12 protein-coding genes are annotated in these 15,914 nt (G+C 69.4%); 8 read left to right on the top strand and 4 right to left on the bottom strand.

Annotated elements, in window-relative coordinates:
• Window positions 1-12 precede the first annotated feature (12 nt).
• Window positions 13-627, bottom strand: a complete 615-nt coding sequence (locus tag ACQZ13_RS26240; protein ID WP_431048778.1) for a hypothetical protein — start codon at window positions 625-627, stop codon at window positions 13-15.
• Window positions 628-778: 151 nt separating this feature from the next.
• On the opposite strand from ACQZ13_RS26240, the gene ACQZ13_RS26235 reads away from it, so the two are divergent.
• From ACQZ13_RS26235 to ACQZ13_RS26225, 3 genes are all read left to right on the top strand, one after another.
• Window positions 779-2,269 carry a hypothetical protein gene (locus ACQZ13_RS26235; protein ID WP_431048777.1) on the top strand — a complete coding sequence of 497 codons (1,491 nt, stop codon included), beginning with the start codon at window positions 779-781 and terminating at the stop codon, window positions 2,267-2,269.
• On the top strand, window positions 2,259-2,552 hold the full coding sequence (locus tag ACQZ13_RS26230) for a hypothetical protein (RefSeq protein WP_431048776.1): 294 nt from the start codon (window positions 2,259-2,261) through the stop codon (window positions 2,550-2,552). The genes ACQZ13_RS26235 and ACQZ13_RS26230 overlap by 11 nt, the downstream gene beginning before the upstream one ends.
• Window positions 2,553-2,785: 233 nt before the next feature.
• Window positions 2,786-3,091: a DUF883 family protein gene (locus tag ACQZ13_RS26225; RefSeq protein ID WP_431048775.1), complete on the top strand. Its 306-nt coding sequence runs from the start codon at window positions 2,786-2,788 to the stop codon at window positions 3,089-3,091.
• Window positions 3,092-3,159: 68 nt separating this feature from the next.
• On the opposite strand, the gene ACQZ13_RS26220 is transcribed toward ACQZ13_RS26225, so the two are convergent.
• Window positions 3,160-5,496, bottom strand: coding sequence for an EAL domain-containing protein (locus ACQZ13_RS26220; RefSeq protein ID WP_431048774.1), 2,337 nt, complete (start codon window positions 5,494-5,496; stop codon window positions 3,160-3,162).
• Window positions 5,497-5,660: 164 nt separating this feature from the next.
• Here ACQZ13_RS26220 and ACQZ13_RS26215 point away from each other — a divergent pair, with 164 nt between their 5' ends.
• Both ACQZ13_RS26215 and ACQZ13_RS26210 read left to right on the top strand, forming a co-directional pair.
• A complete protein-coding gene (locus ACQZ13_RS26215; RefSeq protein ID WP_431048773.1) occupies window positions 5,661-6,074 on the top strand; it encodes a phage holin family protein in 414 nt (137 codons plus the stop codon).
• On the top strand, window positions 6,074-6,436 hold the full coding sequence (locus ACQZ13_RS26210) for a hypothetical protein (RefSeq protein ID WP_431048772.1): 363 nt from the start codon (window positions 6,074-6,076) through the stop codon (window positions 6,434-6,436). Before ACQZ13_RS26215 ends, ACQZ13_RS26210 begins: the two co-directional genes overlap by 1 nt.
• Here the strand turns inward: ACQZ13_RS26210 and ACQZ13_RS26205 are convergent.
• A complete protein-coding gene (locus ACQZ13_RS26205; protein WP_431048771.1) occupies window positions 6,427-8,916 on the bottom strand; it encodes a YgiQ family radical SAM protein in 2,490 nt (829 codons plus the stop codon). The two genes, ACQZ13_RS26210 and ACQZ13_RS26205, sit on opposite strands and share 10 nt — an antisense overlap.
• A 100-nt stretch (window positions 8,917-9,016) precedes the next feature.
• Window positions 9,017-9,763 carry a TetR family transcriptional regulator gene (locus tag ACQZ13_RS26200; RefSeq protein ID WP_431048770.1) on the bottom strand — a complete coding sequence of 249 codons (747 nt, stop codon included), beginning with the start codon at window positions 9,761-9,763 and terminating at the stop codon, window positions 9,017-9,019.
• A 207-nt stretch (window positions 9,764-9,970) separates the two neighbouring features.
• On the opposite strand from ACQZ13_RS26200, the gene ACQZ13_RS26195 reads away from it, so the two are divergent.
• From ACQZ13_RS26195 to ACQZ13_RS26185, 3 genes are read left to right on the top strand one after another with little or no spacing between them, the layout of a single operon-like run.
• On the top strand, window positions 9,971-11,239 hold the full coding sequence (locus ACQZ13_RS26195) for an efflux RND transporter periplasmic adaptor subunit (RefSeq protein ID WP_431048769.1): 1,269 nt from the start codon (window positions 9,971-9,973) through the stop codon (window positions 11,237-11,239).
• Window positions 11,240-11,268: 29 nt separating this feature from the next.
• Window positions 11,269-14,454 (top strand): efflux RND transporter permease subunit, encoded by a 3,186-nt coding sequence (locus ACQZ13_RS26190; RefSeq protein WP_431048768.1) that lies wholly within the window; start codon window positions 11,269-11,271, stop codon window positions 14,452-14,454.
• Between the two features lie 5 nt (window positions 14,455-14,459).
• Window positions 14,460-15,872: an efflux transporter outer membrane subunit gene (locus ACQZ13_RS26185; RefSeq protein WP_431048767.1), complete on the top strand. Its 1,413-nt coding sequence runs from the start codon at window positions 14,460-14,462 to the stop codon at window positions 15,870-15,872.
• The last annotated feature ends 42 nt before the right edge of the window (window positions 15,873-15,914 follow it).

Here is a 15,914-nt window from a genome sequence, read left to right as displayed (position 1 = left end):
GAATCACGACCTTCAGCCGGCGGTCAGCGTCTGCGCCACGCTGTCGCGAAACTTCGTCGCGCGCTCCGCGTCGGATTCGGCCTCGATGCGCTCGCAGCAGAGGTCGACCCATTCCAGGAAGCGGCTTTCGGTATCGGCCTGTCGGGCCAGATCCCGCAGTTCGCCCTCGCGGCCGGCCAGCATGCGGGTGACGAGGTCCAGACCGAAGAACTTCGCCGACACGAGCCGGCGCGCCCGATCCTGTGCGGCGCGCGCCAGCGCGGCGGCTTCGCGCACCTCGGCTTCGTCGATGACGTCGAGGCCGGTGACGATGGGAACTGCCGGAACCGCCGGAACAGCGGGAGCGGCGGTGGACGTGGGAGCGGCTGGAGCAGCGGGACGCTTGGCGGCCGCCGGCGGCGGCACGACGATGACCGGCACTTCGACCAGCCCCTGGTCGACCAGGCGCGTCAGGCCGTCGTCGCCCAGGCCCAGGCCGCGGCCGAGCTGGCGCAGCTCCTCCGCGTTGCGCTTGCCGTCGACGGTGATCAGCAGCGCGCGCAGCGCGGGCGGCAGCCGGCGTTGTCCCGGCGCGAGCATCTCGCGCGCCAGCTCGGTCTTGCGGGGAGGTGTTACGGATGCTTGCATGGCGGGCGCATCTTGCAAAGCCCGCATGCACGCTTGATGACAGCGAGCCATAGGCCTCCCACGCTTGTGCATTGCCGCATGGGCCGCCGATGCCTAGGATCAACTCTTTCCGGCTCCAGAACCGGTACGACCCCACCGAGGAGGAACTCCCATGGACAAGTTGGTGATCGTTCATCGCGGCGCGCTGCGCGCCAAGTACGGCGCCGCGGCGCTCGCGAAGATCGATGCGGCGTTGAAGGCGCTGGCCGCCGCCGACAAGCGGCGCGGCGTCGACACGCTCGTGGTGGCGGTGGACCTGGCGTCGACGATGAAGCCCTACGGCGTCGCTCCCGTGCCGGCGCGGCCGGACGCCAAGTCGCTCAAGGGCGCCATCGACGCGCTGGCCCATGCGCGCCTGCCGCACTACTTCGTGCTGATCGGCGGGCCCGACGTGATGCCGATGGTCCCGCTGAAGAATCCGGCGCACGGCGGCGAGCTCGGTGACTCGGACAAGCTGGTCCCCAGCGACCTGCCGTATGCGTGCGAGGCCGCCTACTCGACCGACCCGAACCGTTTCCTCGGACCGACGCGCGTCGTCGGCCGGCTCCCGGATCTGGCCGGCGCCTCCAAACCCGACCTGCTGCTCCAGCTGATCCGCGCCGCCGCCCGCCACAAGGGCCTGCCGCGCGACGCCTTCGCCGACAGCTTCGGCTTGTCGGCCGAGGTCTGGCAGGCGTCGACGCGACTCAGCCTCACCAACACCTTCGGCAACGCCGACCGCCTGCACCTCTCGCCGCCCGGCGGCCCGAAGTGGGCCAAGGCGGACCTCGCGCCGCGGATGCACTTCATCAACTGCCACGGTGCCGAGGATGCACCCGAGTACTACGGCCAGCACGGCGAGGACTTCCCGGTGGCCATGCGTTCGGCACTGCTGCGCGACCGCGTCACCGCGGGCACCGTCGTGGCCGCCGAGTGCTGCTACGGCGCGCAGCTCTTCGACCCGGCGCAGGCGGACGGCGACTGGCCCATGGCGCTGCGCTACCTGGCCGACGGCGCCTGCGGCTTCCTCGGCAGCACGACCGTCGCCTACGGCCCCAGCGACGGCAACGGCTCGGCCGACCTGATCTGCCAGTATTTCCTGCAACGCGTGCTGGCCGGCGCCTCGCTCGGCCGGGCGCTGCTCGAAGCCCGTCAGAAGTTCGCCGGCGAGCGCACCCACCTGGATCCGATGGACCTCAAGACGCTCGGCCAGTTCTACCTGCTGGGCGACCCGTCGCTGCAGCCGGTGGCGGGATCGGGTCATGCACTGTCGCGCACCAAGGCATTCCGGAAAGCCTTCGCCGCCGTGGAGGACCGCGGCGTGCGCGGCCTGCGGCGCGAGCGCCTGGAGCGCGAAGGCCGCAACCTGGCGCGGTCCTTGCCCCGACTGCTGCCCACGGAGACGGCGCCCGCCAAGGCGGTGGTCGACGCCGTGCGGCCGATGCTCAAGGAGTCCGGCATCGACCCCGACCACTGCACGCCCATCAGCTACCGCATCGCGGGTGCGCCGGGCCAGCGCACGATCCATGTCTACAAGGGCTGGGTCGATCGCCGGCTGCTGGCGCTGATCGCGACCGAACAGGACGGCCGCCTCCTGCACGTGAGACGCATGCATGCCCGCTGACCTCGACGGACCTGACGCCGCCGGCCCCGCTGAACGCTTGCGCGGCCGCCTCTGCCGCGAGCGCGTCGACGCCGGCAGCAAGAGCGAGCGTCTGGCGCTGCTGCTCGCCGTGGCCGGGGGCGAGCGCCTCGTGCTGCGCCGCGCCGGCGCCAACCCGTTCCGCGATCCGGAGCTGGAGGCGCTGGAGGGTCAGGTCTTGATCGTCGAAGGCGAACGCCGCGAGCGCTATTTCCTGGTGCAGCACTACGCCGTTTGCGACGACGATGACGGCTCGCCCGGATGAGTCTTCCTCCGACGCTGGCCCGCCCCGGGAACGAAATCTGCCGGACAGGCGGGCATGGCCCCCTCGCATAGTCGCTGCCAACGGCCCGATGGGTAGCTCGGCAAACCCGCGTGCCGCGGTCGGACTCCCGTCAGGGCGACTTGCCGAGCACTGCTCGACAGACGTACAACCGGACTCCGGCCCGCGCCTATGCGCTTTCTGATCCCACAAACCGACCAAAAGGAGTAACGCTCATGGCCAAGACCTCTCCCTCCGACCGCCTGCTGAACGACCTGAACCAGGTGGTGAGCGATGCCGAATCGCTGCTGCGCGCCACGGCGGACCAGACCAGCGCCGGTGCTTCCGAACTGCGCGCCCGTGTCCAGTCGACGCTGGATCGCGCCAAGTCCAGCCTGAGCGACTTCCAGTCCGCCGCGGTCGATCGCGCGAAGGCCGCCGGCAAGGCGACCGACGACTACGTGCATGACAACCCGTGGCAATCCGTCGGCGTCGCGGCCGGCGTCGGCCTGCTGATCGGGCTGCTGCTGACCCGCCGCTGATCTGCGGCTGACCGGGAAGGTGATCGGCGACGGCGCTCGCGCCGCCGTCGATCAGCGACAGCAGTCGTTCAACGACCGCTGTTGACCGGCGCGGCGCAGGGCGCTGCCAGCACCGTCTGGGCGACCGCCTGCGGCGGATTCGTCTCCCAGGCCTTGGGCGCCGCCAGCCAGCGGTCCAGTTCGTCCGCCGGCATCGGCTTGGCGAACAGCCAGCCCTGGCCTTCATGGCAACCCAGCGCCAGCAGGTGCTGGCGTTGTTCCTCGGTCTCGATGCCCTCGGCGACGACCCGCATGCCGAGGCTGCACCCCAGGTTCACCACCATCTGCGCAATCGTCGCGCCCGCGGCGGAGCTCTGCGCCTCGCGCACGAAGGCGCGGTCGATCTTGAGCCGTTCGACATCCAGCCGACGCAGCTGGCTCAACGATGAGAAGCCGGTGCCGAAGTCGTCGATCGCCACCGAGGCGCCGGTCCCGCGGATCTCCGCGAGCACCCGCAGCACGGCTGAGACCTCTTCCATCGCCATCGATTCGGTGATCTCCAGCTCCAGCGCCGAACCGGGCACGTCGGCATCGGCCAGCGCGCGGCGGACCGTGTCGATGAAGGCCGGATGGCGGAACTGCGCCAGAGAGATGTTCACCGCGACGCGGAAGTCCGAATAGCCGCCGTCGCGCAACTGACGCACCTGCCGACAGGCGGTCCTCAGCACGAATTCGCCGATCGGGACGATCAGTCCGGATTGCTCCGCCAGCGGGATGAACTGGTCGGGCGGCACGAACTTGCCTTCATCGGTGCGCCAGCGCAGCAGCGCCTCGGCGCCGATGACGCGGTGCGTGGCCAGCTCGACCTGCGGCTGGTAGACGACGAACAGCCGACGCTCCTCGAAGCTGGCGCGCAGGCCCTTGAGCAGCTTGAAGCGCTCGCGCGCGTCGACGCCCATTTCCGGCGAGAAGTACTGCGACGCGCCGCGGTTACCCGCCTTGGCGCGCTTGAGCGCGATCTGCGCGTCCAGCAGCAGCTCCGACCCCAGCGCGCGCGACTGCGCCAGCCGCACGAGGCCGGTGGTGGCCGACAGCTGCAGCCGCTCGCCGGCGACGGTGAAGGGGTCCTCGAAGGCCGTGCCGATGCGATGGCCGTTGACCATGTCGTCCGGCCCCAGCAGGCCGAAGGCGTTCGACGAGATCCGCGCCATCGCGGTGTTGAATCCGAGCCGCTGCGCCAGCCGCTGCGATACCGCCTGCAGCACCTGGTCGCCGAAGCGATGGCCGAAGGCGTCGTTGACGTCGGCGAAGTCGTCCAGGTCGATCAGCGCGAGCGTGATGCCTTCGGGCGACTTGAGGTTGTGCTCCAGCAGCTCGATGAAGCGGGTCCGGTTCGGCAACTGCAGCAGCGGGTCGTTGTAGGCCTGGTCGGTCAGCTGCGTGTACAGCATGACGTTCTCGAAACCGACGGCGATGTTGGAGCAGAACGCGCGCAGCAGCTGGCGGTCGAGTTCGTCGAGCTCGCGCTGGACTTCGACCAGCGCCGCCATCGCGCGACCGCTGGGCAGTCCGAAGAACAGGACGGTGCAGCCGTCCTCGTACAGGTTGTGGCCCGCCGACAGGCAGCGCGAGAGCAGTTCGCGGATCTTGCCGGCCGGCACCGCGTGCAGCGGGCGGTTGATCAGCGAGCTGTACTGGCCGGCGGCAGCGATCACGCGGGCGTCGCCGCTGGTATCGCCGCTGTTGTGGTTGGGGGCCTGCACGCAGACCAGGCCCTCGGGCAGCGTGCCCAGCAGCGCGCACAGCTGCGTGACCACGCCTTCGGCGAAACGATGCAGCCCGTGCTGGCGGCCGAGCTCGGTGCTGGCCTCCACGATCATCTCCAGGCCCTGGCGGTTCGCCTCCAGCGCGCGGATCTGCCGGTACGACCGGATCGCGGCGGTCAGCACCGTGTAGAGCCGGGTGCGGGTCAGCTCCGACTTGGTCTTGTAGTCGTTGATGTCGTAGGCCTGGACCGTCTCGATCTCCGGCGCATAACCCGGCTGGCCGGTGCGCAGCACGATGCGCACGGCGCGCTGGCGCAGTTCCTCGCGGATGTGGCGCACCAGCTGCAGGCCGGCGTCGTCGGACTCCATGACGACGTCCAGCAGCACGACGGCGATGTCGGGTTCGTGGCCCAGCAGCGAGCGGGCCTCGGCGGCGGACTTGGCGTGGAGGAAGGCCAGCGGCTGGCCTTCGACCTGCAGCCCCTGCATGGCGAGCTCGGTCGCCTTGTGGACGTCGGTGTCGTCGTCGACGATCAGCACCCGCCAGGGCCTGGGCGCTTCCAGGGGCTCGTCGGACGCGTGCTCGTGGTCGTCCAGGAACTGCAGCAGGTCGTCGTCTTCGACGACGGCGGAGTGCGGCGTGTGCTGGCGATCAGGCATTGAATGAACCTTGTCAGGCCGGCGGCGCGGGGTCCGCGCAACCAGGCGTTACCGCACTGTAGCCCAAGGCCTGTGGCGGAATCGGACAAAGAACGCCCTCGTTTCCCCCGATTCAGTGATAGCTTTCGCACACCGAGGGGACGGACACAGAGGAGAAACAATCGATGGAATCACGCGATCCGGGGCTGACGGAACGGCTGCGGCGGGTGGCTGACCGGGCGCTCGAACTGGCCCGCGTGCGGCTGGAATTGCTGGGCGTGGAACTGCAGTCGGAACTGCTGCGGTTGTTCGGCGCGCTGACCGCGCTGCTGCTGGCCTTGCTGCTGGGCGTGGCGGCACTGCTGATGCTGGTGTTCGCTGCGCTGCTGTGGGTGCCCGACGTGTGGCGCGCCCCGGTAGGCGCAGGCTTGGGCGCCGCGTTCCTGATCGGCGCCGCGGGATGCTGGTTCTGGGCGAAGCAGCAACTCGCGACGGGCAAGCCGTTCGCGGCAAGCGTCGCGGAACTGGCGCGCGACCGGCGGGCGCTGGAGCCCGAGGACGGCGCGGAAGCGACCGGCGGCCAGGGAGCGCGACGGTGATGTGGGGCGACGCGCGTCAGCGGCTCCAGCTGCGGCAGCTCGAACTGCAACTGCGCAGCGCCGAGTTGCGGCTCGGCCTGCGAGACGACGTGCAGGGGCTCGAAGGCCCGATGCGATGGGCCGAGCGGGGGCATTCCCTCTACCGCCTGGCCGGCAGCCTCCCGCGCCTGTGGCGGACCCTGGCGGCGATGGCCGCGGCGGGCGGTCTGGCGGGACTCATCCGGGCGTTCCGCCGGCACGAGCCCGAGGCCGCCGACAGTTCGCCGGGTCGGATCGCCCGCCTCTGGGCCTGGATCAGCCTGGGATGGAAGGTCTGGCAGTGGGTGAAGCCGGCGGCTCCACCCGCCGACGATCAGCGCTGACCGCGCTTGGAGGCCGGCTTGATCGCCGGCTTGATTGCCGGTTTGCCCGCCGATCTGATCGCTGGCTGCGACGCCGGCTTCCCGCCCTGCAGCGGCTTGCCCCGCGGCGCCGGCTTCGCGCCGGTCGCCCGCGGCGGCAGGCCGGTGTGCTGGGTCAGGATCTGACCTGAACGCGGCTTGTTCGGCGCGACCTTCTCGCCGGCCTGCGTCGAGTTCTTGCGGCGCGCCGACTCGTAGGCGCCGTCGGTGGTCGGCTGGAAGGTCGGGATCAGGTGGTTCTTCCCGTTGCCGATCAGGTCCGCGCGGCCCATGTCCTTGAGCGCCTCGCGCAGCAGCGGCCAGTTGTTGGGGTCGTGGTAGCGCAGGAAGGCCTTGTGCAGGCGCCGACGGCGCTCGCCCTTGACGATGTCGACCGGCTCGCTGTCGCGGGTCACTTTCTTCAGCGGATTCTTGCCCGAGTGGTACATCGCCGTGGCGGTGGCCATCGGGCTCGGGTAGAAGGTCTGCACCTGGTCCGCGCGGAAGCCGTTGCGCTTGAGCCAGAGGGCGAGGTTCATCATGTCCTCGTCGGCCGTGCCCGGGTGCGCCGCGATGAAGTAGGGGATCAGGAACTGCTTCTTGCCCGCGGCCGCGCTGGCCTGCTCGAACAGCTGCTTGAAGCGGTCGTAGGTGCCGATGCCCGGCTTCATCATCTTCGAGAGCGGTCCGCCCTCGGTGTGCTCCGGCGCGATCTTCAGGTAGCCGCCCACGTGGTGGGTCACCAGTTCCTGGATGTACTCCGGGGACTCGATCGCCAGGTCGTAGCGCAGACCCGAGCCGATCAGGATCTTCTTGACGCCGCGCAGCGCGCGGGCGCGCCGGTACAGCTTGATCAGCGGACCGTGGTCGGTGTGCAGGTTCGGGCAGATGCCCGGATAGACGCAGCTCGGCTTGCGGCAGGCGGCCTCGATCTCGGGGCTCTTGCAGCCGATGTGCCACATGTTGGCGGTGGGGCCGCCCAGGTCCGAGATGATCCCGGTGAAGCCCTTGACCTTGTCGCGGATGTCCTCGATCTCGCGGATGACCGAGTCCTCGCTGCGGCTCTGGATCACGCGGCCCTCGTGCTCGGTGATCGAGCAGAAGGTGCAGCCGCCGAAGCAGCCGCGCATGATGTTCACCGAGAAGCGGATCATTTCCCACGCCGGGATCTTGGTGGCGTGGTCGTGGCTGCCGTTCTCGTCGGCGTAGACCGGGTGCGGGCTGCGGGCGTAGGGCAGGTCGAAGACATGGTCCATCTCGACCGTCGTCAGCGGGATGGGCGGCGGGTTCAGCCACACGTCGCGATCGACGCCGCCCGACGAATGCCGCTGCACCAGCGCGCGCGCGTTGCCGGGGTTGGTCTCCAGGTGCAGCACGCGGTTGGCGTGGGCGTAGAGCACCGGATCACTCTTGACCTGCTCGTAGGCCGGCAGGCGGATCACGGTGCGCTCGCGCGGCGTGACCAGCGCGCGGCCGTCGGTCTTGGACAGCGTCTGGCGGATGATCTTGATCGGCTTGATCTCGGGCATGCCCGGCTGCGCCGCGGCACCCGCCGGAGTGCCGGGCGAACCCGCAGCACCCGGCATGGCCGCGGCCTGCGCCTGTTCCTGCTGCTTCGAGCAATCGGTGCCCTGGTCGGCGGCCGCTTCCTCGGTGGTCATGTACGGGCTGAGCAGCGCGTCGATCTTGCCGGGGGCGTCGACGTCGGTCGAGTCGATCTCGAACCAGCCGTCCAGCGCGGCGTCGTCCGGCTTGCGCATGAAGGCGGTGCCGCGCACGTCGGTGATGGACTCGATCGGCTTCTTCTGCGACAGGCGGTGCGCGATCTCGATGATGGCGCGCTCGGCGTTGCCGTAGACCAGCAGGTCGGCCTTGGAGTCCACCAGGATGGAGCGCCGGACCTTGTCCTGCCAGTAGTCGTAATGGGCGATGCGGCGCAGCGAGGCCTCGATGCCGCCGATGATCACGGGGACGTCCTTGAACGCCTCCTTGCAGCGCTGCGTGTAGACCAGCGTCGCACGGTCGGGACGCTTGCCGGCGCCGCCGCCGGGCGTGTAGACGTCGTCCGAGCGGATCTTCCGGTCCGCCGTGTAATGGTTGATCATCGAATCCATGTTCCCGGCCGCCACGCCGAAGAACAGGTTGGGCTTGCCCAGGGCGCGGAACGCGTCCGGAGAGTTCCAATCGGGCTGCGCGATGATCCCCACGCGGAAGCCCTGTGCCTCCAGCGTCCGCCCGATGACCGCCATGCCGAAGCTCGGATGGTCCACATAGGCGTCGCCGCTGACGATGATGATGTCGCAGCTGTCCCAGCCCAGTTGCGTCATCTCCTCCCGCGACATCGGCAGGAAGGGGGCGGGACCGAAGCGCTTCGCCCAGAACGGGCGGTACGAGGTCAGCGCCTTCTGGCCGGTCTTCTTCAGATCGGACAGCGGACGGGTGGGCGGGGGTGCGATGGACACGGCGGCGGCTCGGGCGTGGGCAACCGGGTATTGTCGCCGCACCCTGGGGTTCACCCCGAGGCACCCTGCATAAATACAGGGCTTTCCAACGGAAAGGCGTTTATTCCCGAGGATCGGAGGGAACCGAGGCGTCTTCCGGGGCCCTTTCAGCCGTGTGGGCGGCCTCGCAGACCGGCTGCCGGCCCAGCGCGCCGCGCTCCGCGGCGGTCAGCGGCGGGAAGCGGTTCGGCACCACCACCGTCAGCGAGGAGAGGTAATGCTCCAGCCGCGCCTGACCGACCACGATCAGGTCGAAGGCCTCCGGATCCAGGATCCAGTGATGCAGCAGACCGCCGATCAGCGCCATCAAGCCGATGGCGGCCTGATGGGCGTCGACGTCGGGCGGCAACTGGCCGAGCGCCTTGGCGCGCTCGAAGGCCTCGCGGTTGTGGTCGGTCCACTCCCGGTGGGCGGCGACCTTGCGGCCGCGGATCGACGCCATCTCGCCGACGAACTCGACGCGCAGGTTGGCGATTTCGAACGCGCGACGCGTGCGGGCATTGAACGCCGCGCAGTGCATGACGTTCATCAATCTCAGGCGCAGATCGTCCAATGGCCGGTCCGGCCCGGGCGACACCGAGGGCTCGAAGTCCTCCTCCAGCGGCATGGTGGCGCGTTCCATCATCGCGTTGAAGAGCTGGACCTTGTCCTCGAAGTGCCAGTACACGGCGCCCCGGGTCACGCCGGCGGCCTGCGCGATGTCCTGCAGCGAGGTGCGGGAGACACCGCGCTCATGGAACAGCTGTTCCGCGGCATCCAGCAGACGGGCGCGGGTTTCCTGGGCTTCCTGTTTGGTTCGACGAGCCATGGTGCGATTGTAGAAGCACATGGCGGAAACATACATGCGTGAATGTATGTATATACTGCGCCACTTTGGTCGAACCGTACCGATGCCGTACGTCGTGACGGTAGGGCCGCGGTTTGCCCCGTCCGCCCGGCCGTTCAAGCCGGGCCGACCCCCCTGGATCTGCGAATCTGCACTTCGAATCTGTACTGCGAGAGGAATCCCATCGTGATGTCTACCCCTCTGACAAAAGCAACGCCGGGGTCGGAGCGCCCGAGCCTGAAGGCCGGCGCGCGCATGCTTTACCTGCTGCCGCTGGTGATCTCGATCGCGGCGGTGCTGGCCGCCTGCGGCAAGGAAGAGAAGGCGGCGGGCGCGCCGGGCGGCGGCATGCCGCCGGCCAACGTCGGCGTCGTGACGGTGGGTCAGCAGGCGGTCGCGCTGCAGACGGAACTGCCGGGCCGGGTCGAGGCGCTGCGCACCGCGCAGGTCCGCGCCCGCGTCAACGGCGTGATCCTGAAGCGCCTGTTCACCGAAGGCTCCGAAGTGAAGGCCGGCCAGGCGCTGTTCCTGATCGATCCGGCGCCGTACCAGGCCCAGCTCGACAGCGCCAACGCCAACGTCGCCAAGGCGCAGGCCAATGAGGCCCAGGCCTCGGCGCAGGCCGCGCGCAACAAGCCGCTGGCCGACGCGAAGGCGATCAGCCAGCAGGAGTACATCACCTCGGTCGCGACCGCCAAGGCCGCCGCGGCCGACGTGGCCGCCGCCAAGGCCGCCGCCGTGCAGGCCAAGCTGAGCCTGGACTACGCCCATGTCTACGCCCCGATCGCCGGCCGCATCGGCCGCGCGCTGGTGACCGAAGGCGCGCTGGTCGGTGCGTCGGACGCCACGCAGCTGGCGTTGATCCAGCAGGTCAACAGCGTCTACGTGAACTTCACGCAGTCCGCCAACGAGGTGCAGGCCATGCGCCGCGCGCTGGCCGCGGGCCAGCTGCGCAGCGCCGGCGCCAATGCCGCGCAGGTAGAGATCGTCGGCGACGACGGCGTCGTGCTGCCGCGCACCGGCAAGCTGCTGTTCACGGACCTGACGGTCGATCCGACCTCGGGTCAGGTCACGCTGCGCGCCGAAGTGCCCAACCCGGACAGCGCGCTGCTGCCCGGTCAGTATGTGCGCGTGCGCGTCGCGCAGGCGGAACTGCCGTCGGCCATCCTGCTGCCGCAGCAGGCGGTGACGCGCGGCTCGACCGGCGACACGGTGCTGGTGGTCGGTCCCGACAACAAGCCCGCGCCGCGCAAGGTCAAGATCGGCAACGCGATCGGCAACCAGTGGGTGGTGCTCGACGGCCTGAAGGCCGGCGAGAAGGTCATCGCCGACGGCTTCCAGAAGATGTTCGTGCCGGGCGCGCCGGTCAATCCGGTGCCGTTCAACCCGGCCAGCGCCGCCTCCGGTGCGGCGTCCGGCGCTGCCGCTGCGCCCGCCGCCTCCGCGGCGAGCCGCTGAGCGCCTGACGCTCAGGAAGGATCCAAGACATGGCACGTTTCTTCATTGATCGCCCCATCTTCGCGTGGGTGATCGCCTTGTTCATCCTGGTCTTCGGCGGGGTGGCGATCACCCAGCTGCCGGTGGCGCAGTACCCGACCGTGGCGCCGCCTTCGCTGGTGATCTCGGTGGCCTATCCCGGCGCCTCGGCCAAGACGCTGGACGAGGCGGTCGTCTCCGTCATCGAGCAGGAGCTCAACGGCGCGCCCGGCCTGGCCTACATGGAATCGATCAGCCAGGCCAACGGCACCGGCTCGATCACGGTGACCTTCGAATCGGGCACCAACATCGACCTGGCGCAGGTCGAGATCCAGAACCGCCTCTCGCGCGCCACGCCGCGCCTGCCGGCGGCGGTCACGCAGCAGGGCGTGCGCGTCGACAAGTCGCGCTCCAACTTCCTGCTGTTCGTGACGATGGCGTCCAAGGACGGCTCGATGGACCCGATCGCGCTGGGCGACTACGCCGCCCGCAACATCGTCCCTGAAATCCAGCGCATCCCCGGCGTCGGCCAGGCGCAGCTGTTCGGTTCCGAGCGCGCGATGCGCATCTGGCTGGATCCGGCCAAGATGCAGTCGTACAACCTCAGCCCCGCCGAGGTGAGCGCGGCGGTCGGCGCGCAGAACGCGCTGGTGCCTGCCGGCGTGCTGGGCGACCGCCCGAACACGACCAGCCAGACCATGTCCGCGACCATCGTGGTCAAGGGCCAGCTCGAGGACAAGGCGCAGTTCGAGAAAATCGTGCTGCGCGCCAACACCGACGGTTCCAAGGTGCTGCTGAAGGACGTCGCCCGCATCGAGCTGGGCGGCCAGAGCTACGCCACCTACACGCGGCTGAACGGCCAGCCGTCCACCGGCATCGGTGTGCAGCTGTCGCCGACCGGCAATGCGCTGGGCACCGCCAACGCGATCAAGCAGCGCATGGAGGAGCTGAAGAAGTTCTTCCCCGCCGGCGTGGTCTACACGGTCCCGTACGACTCGTCGAAGTTCGTGAAGATCTCGATCTCCCAGGTGGTCGAGACGCTGATCGAGGCGATCGTGCTGGTGTTCCTGGTGATGTACCTGTTCCTGCAGGACTGGCGCTACACGCTGATCCCGACGCTGGTGGTGCCGGTGGCGCTGCTGGGGACCTTCGGGATCATGCTGGCGCTGGGCTTCTCGATCAACGTGCTGACGCTGTTCGGCATGGTGCTGGCGATCGGCATCCTGGTCGACGATGCGATCGTGGTCGTCGAGAACGTCGAGCGCATCATGAGCGAGGAGGGCCTCAGTCCCCGTGAAGCGACCAAGAAGGCGATGGGCCAGATCTCGGGCGCCATCATCGGCATCACCACGGTGCTGATCGCGGTGTTCGTGCCGATGGCCTTCTTCTCGGGCTCGGTGGGCAACATCTACCGCCAGTTCTCGCTGGCGATGGTGGCCTCGATGGCGCTGTCGGCGCTGATGGCGCTGTCGCTGACGCCGGCGCTGTGCGCGACGCTGCTCAAGCCGGTCGAGGCCGGTCACCACCACGAGAAGCGCGGCTTCTTCGGCTGGTTCAACCGCGGCTTCTCGCGCACCGCCAAGGGCTACGAAGGCTGGGTGTCCAAGCTGCTCAAGCGCAGCGGCAGCATGATGGTGGCCTTCGCCGCGATCGTGGCCGTCGTGGGCTGGCTGTACATCCGCATGCCGACGTCCTTCCTGCCCAACGAAGACCAGGGCTACCTGATCGTCAACGTGCAGCTGCCGCCGGGCGCGACGTCCAACCGGACCGAGCAGGCCGTCGCCGCGGTCGAGAACTTCCTGCACAAGCAGCCGGAAGTGGCCGACACCATCGGCGTGATCGGCTTCTCCTTCTCGGGCCAGGGTCAGAACGCCGCGCTGGTGTTCGTGCCGCTGAAGCCCTGGGAGGAGCGCGGCGGCAAGGAGCACAGCGCGCAGGCGCTGGCCGGCCGCGTGATGGGCGCGATGATGGTGGGCGTGCGTGACGCGTTCATCTTCCCGCTGTCGCCGCCCCCGATCCCGGAACTGGGCACGGCCACCGGCTTCGCGCTGCGCCTGCAGGACCGCGGCGGCCTCGGCCACGAGGCGCTGCTGCAGGCCCGCAACCAGCTGATGGGCATGGCGCAGAAGAGCAAGATCATCACCGGCATGCGTCCGGACGGTCTGGAAGACGCGCCGCAGCTGCAGATCGACATCGACCGCGAGAAGGCGCAGGCGCTGGGCGTCGGCTACGACACCATCGCGCGCACGCTGGGCATCCAGCTGGGCTCGACCTACGTCAACGACTTCCCAAGCAGCGGCCGCATGCAGCGCGTCGTGGTGCAGGCCGACGCGCCCAAGCGCATGACGCCGGAAGACATCCTGTCCATCAACGTCACGAACGCACAGGGCGCCAACGTGCCGCTGTCGGCCTTCGCGTCCAGCCACTGGATCACCGGCCAGATGCAGGCCACCCGCTACAACGGCTATCCGGCGATGCGCCTGGCCGGCGACGCGGCGCCGGGGGCCTCGACGGGCCAGGCGATGAAGGAGCTGGAGACCATGATCCAGCAGCTCCCGCCGGGCATCGGCTACGAGTGGACCAGCCTGTCCCGCGAGGAGAAGCTGTCCGGCTCGCAGGCGGGCATCCTGCTGGCGTTCTCGCTGCTGGCGGTGTTCCTCTGCCTGGCCGCGTTGTACGAGAGCTGGTCCATCCCGCTGTCGGTGCTGCTGGTGGTGCCGCTGGGCCTGCTGGGCGCGCTGGCCGGGGCGACGCTGCGCGGCATGCCCAACGACGTGTACTTCAAGGTCGGCCTGATCACCATCATCGGCCTGTCGGCGAAGAACGCGATCCTGATCATCGAGTTCGCCAAGGACCTGCAGGCGCAGGGCAAGGGGCTGGTCGAGTCGGTGCTGGAGGCGGCGCACCTGCGCTTCCGTCCCATCATCATGACCTCGATGGCCTTCATCCTGGGCGTGACGCCGCTGTTCTTCGCCAGCGGCGCGGGCTCGGCGAGCCAGCGCGCGATCGGCACCGGCGTGCTGTCGGGCATGGTCACCGCGACCTTGCTGGCGGTGATCTTCGTGCCGGTGTTCTTCCTGGTCGTGCGCCGCTTCTTCAAGGGCAGCGAGCGCCAGAACAAGCTCTACGCCCACGAACTGGACGGACCGGATCCGACCAAGGCCATCGCGGCCGCCAAGAACGCGGACGGAGTCTGAAGATGATGACAAGCAAACTTTCCGTGCTGGCCGCGGCGGCCGCGACCGTGGCGCTGCTGACCGGCTGCGTGAACCTCGCGCCGGATCACAAGCGTCCGGATGCGCCGGTGGCGCCGCAGTGGCCGCAAGGCCCGGGCGCCGAGGCGGCCGACGCCAAGGCGGCGACCGAGCTGCAATGGCAGCAGTTCTTCCGCGACGAGCGGCTCAAGCAGCTGATCGACCTCGCGCTGAAGAACAACCGCGACCTGCGCATCGCGTTGCTGAACGTCGACGTCGCGCGGGCGCAGGCCAACGTCACGGCGGCGAGCCGCTGGCCGACGGTCAACGCGGGCTTCTCGGCCTCGCGCGGACCGCAGACCACGTCCAACGGCGACAGCCGCATCGTCAACGCCTACCAGGCGGGCCTGCAGATCACCTCGTACGAGATCGACCTGTTCAGCCGCGTCAAGAACCAGAGCGCCGCGTCCTTCGCGCAGTACCTGGCGACGGGCGAGGCGGCGCGCTCGGCGCAGATCAGCCTGGTGGCCGGCGTCGCGTCGGCCTACCTGGCGGTCCAGGCCGACGACGAGCTGCTGGCGCTCACGCGCCAGACGCTGGCCACCCGCGAGGACAGCCTCAAGCTGATGCAGCTGAAGTTCGACAACGGCGCCGCGTCCAACCTGGACCTGAGCACCTCGAAGTCGTCGTACGAAGCCGCGCGCGCCACGCTGGCGCAGGCCGAACGCACGCGCCAGCAGGACCTCAACACGCTGACGCTGCTGGTGGGGCAGGGCGTGCCGGACTCGCTGCCGCAGTCCCGGCCGTTGAGCGACCAGACCATGGGCGCACTGCTGGCGGGCATGCCGTCGCAGGTCCTGGTGGGTCGGCCCGACGTGGTCCAGGCCGAGCAGCAGCTGGTGGCGGCCGAGGCCAACATCGGCGTCGCGCGGGCGGCGTACTTCCCGAGCATCACGCTCACGAGCAGCGTGGGCACGGCGAGCAGCGCGCTGCGCGACCTGTTCAGCCAGAGCGCGTGGAGCATCGCCGGTTCGGCGCTGATGCCGATCTTCGATGCGGGGCGCGTGCGCAACAACGTCGACGCGGCCAAGGCCAACCGCGAGATCGCGGTCGCCCAGTACGAGAAGGTCGTGCAGACGGCGTTCAAGGAAGTGGCGGACGCCCTGGCCGGACGCGCCACGCTCGACGAGCAGCTGCGCGCGCAGGATGCGCAGGCCGCTGCGGAAGCGACGCGGCTGGAGTTGGTCGACCTGAGCTTCCGCAACGGTGCGGCCTCGAGCCTGGACCTGCTGGATGCGCAACGCGCGACCTTCGCGGCGCAACAGGCGGCGCTGCAGGTGCGCCTTGCGCAGCTGCAGAACCAGGTGCAGCTCTACAAGGTGCTGGGCGGCGGCGTCGACGCCCCGCGCAATCCGTCCTGATCGTCAAGGCATGAACGCCAACGGCGCCCGCTCACGCGAGGC

It is taken from the genome of Roseateles sp. L2-2, from assembly GCF_050613215.1.
Lineage (GTDB): Bacteria > Pseudomonadota > Gammaproteobacteria > Burkholderiales > Burkholderiaceae_C > Roseateles > Roseateles noduli.
The sequence above is the reverse complement of the archived record's forward strand: the minus strand, read 5'-3'. Positions and strand labels throughout refer to the sequence as shown.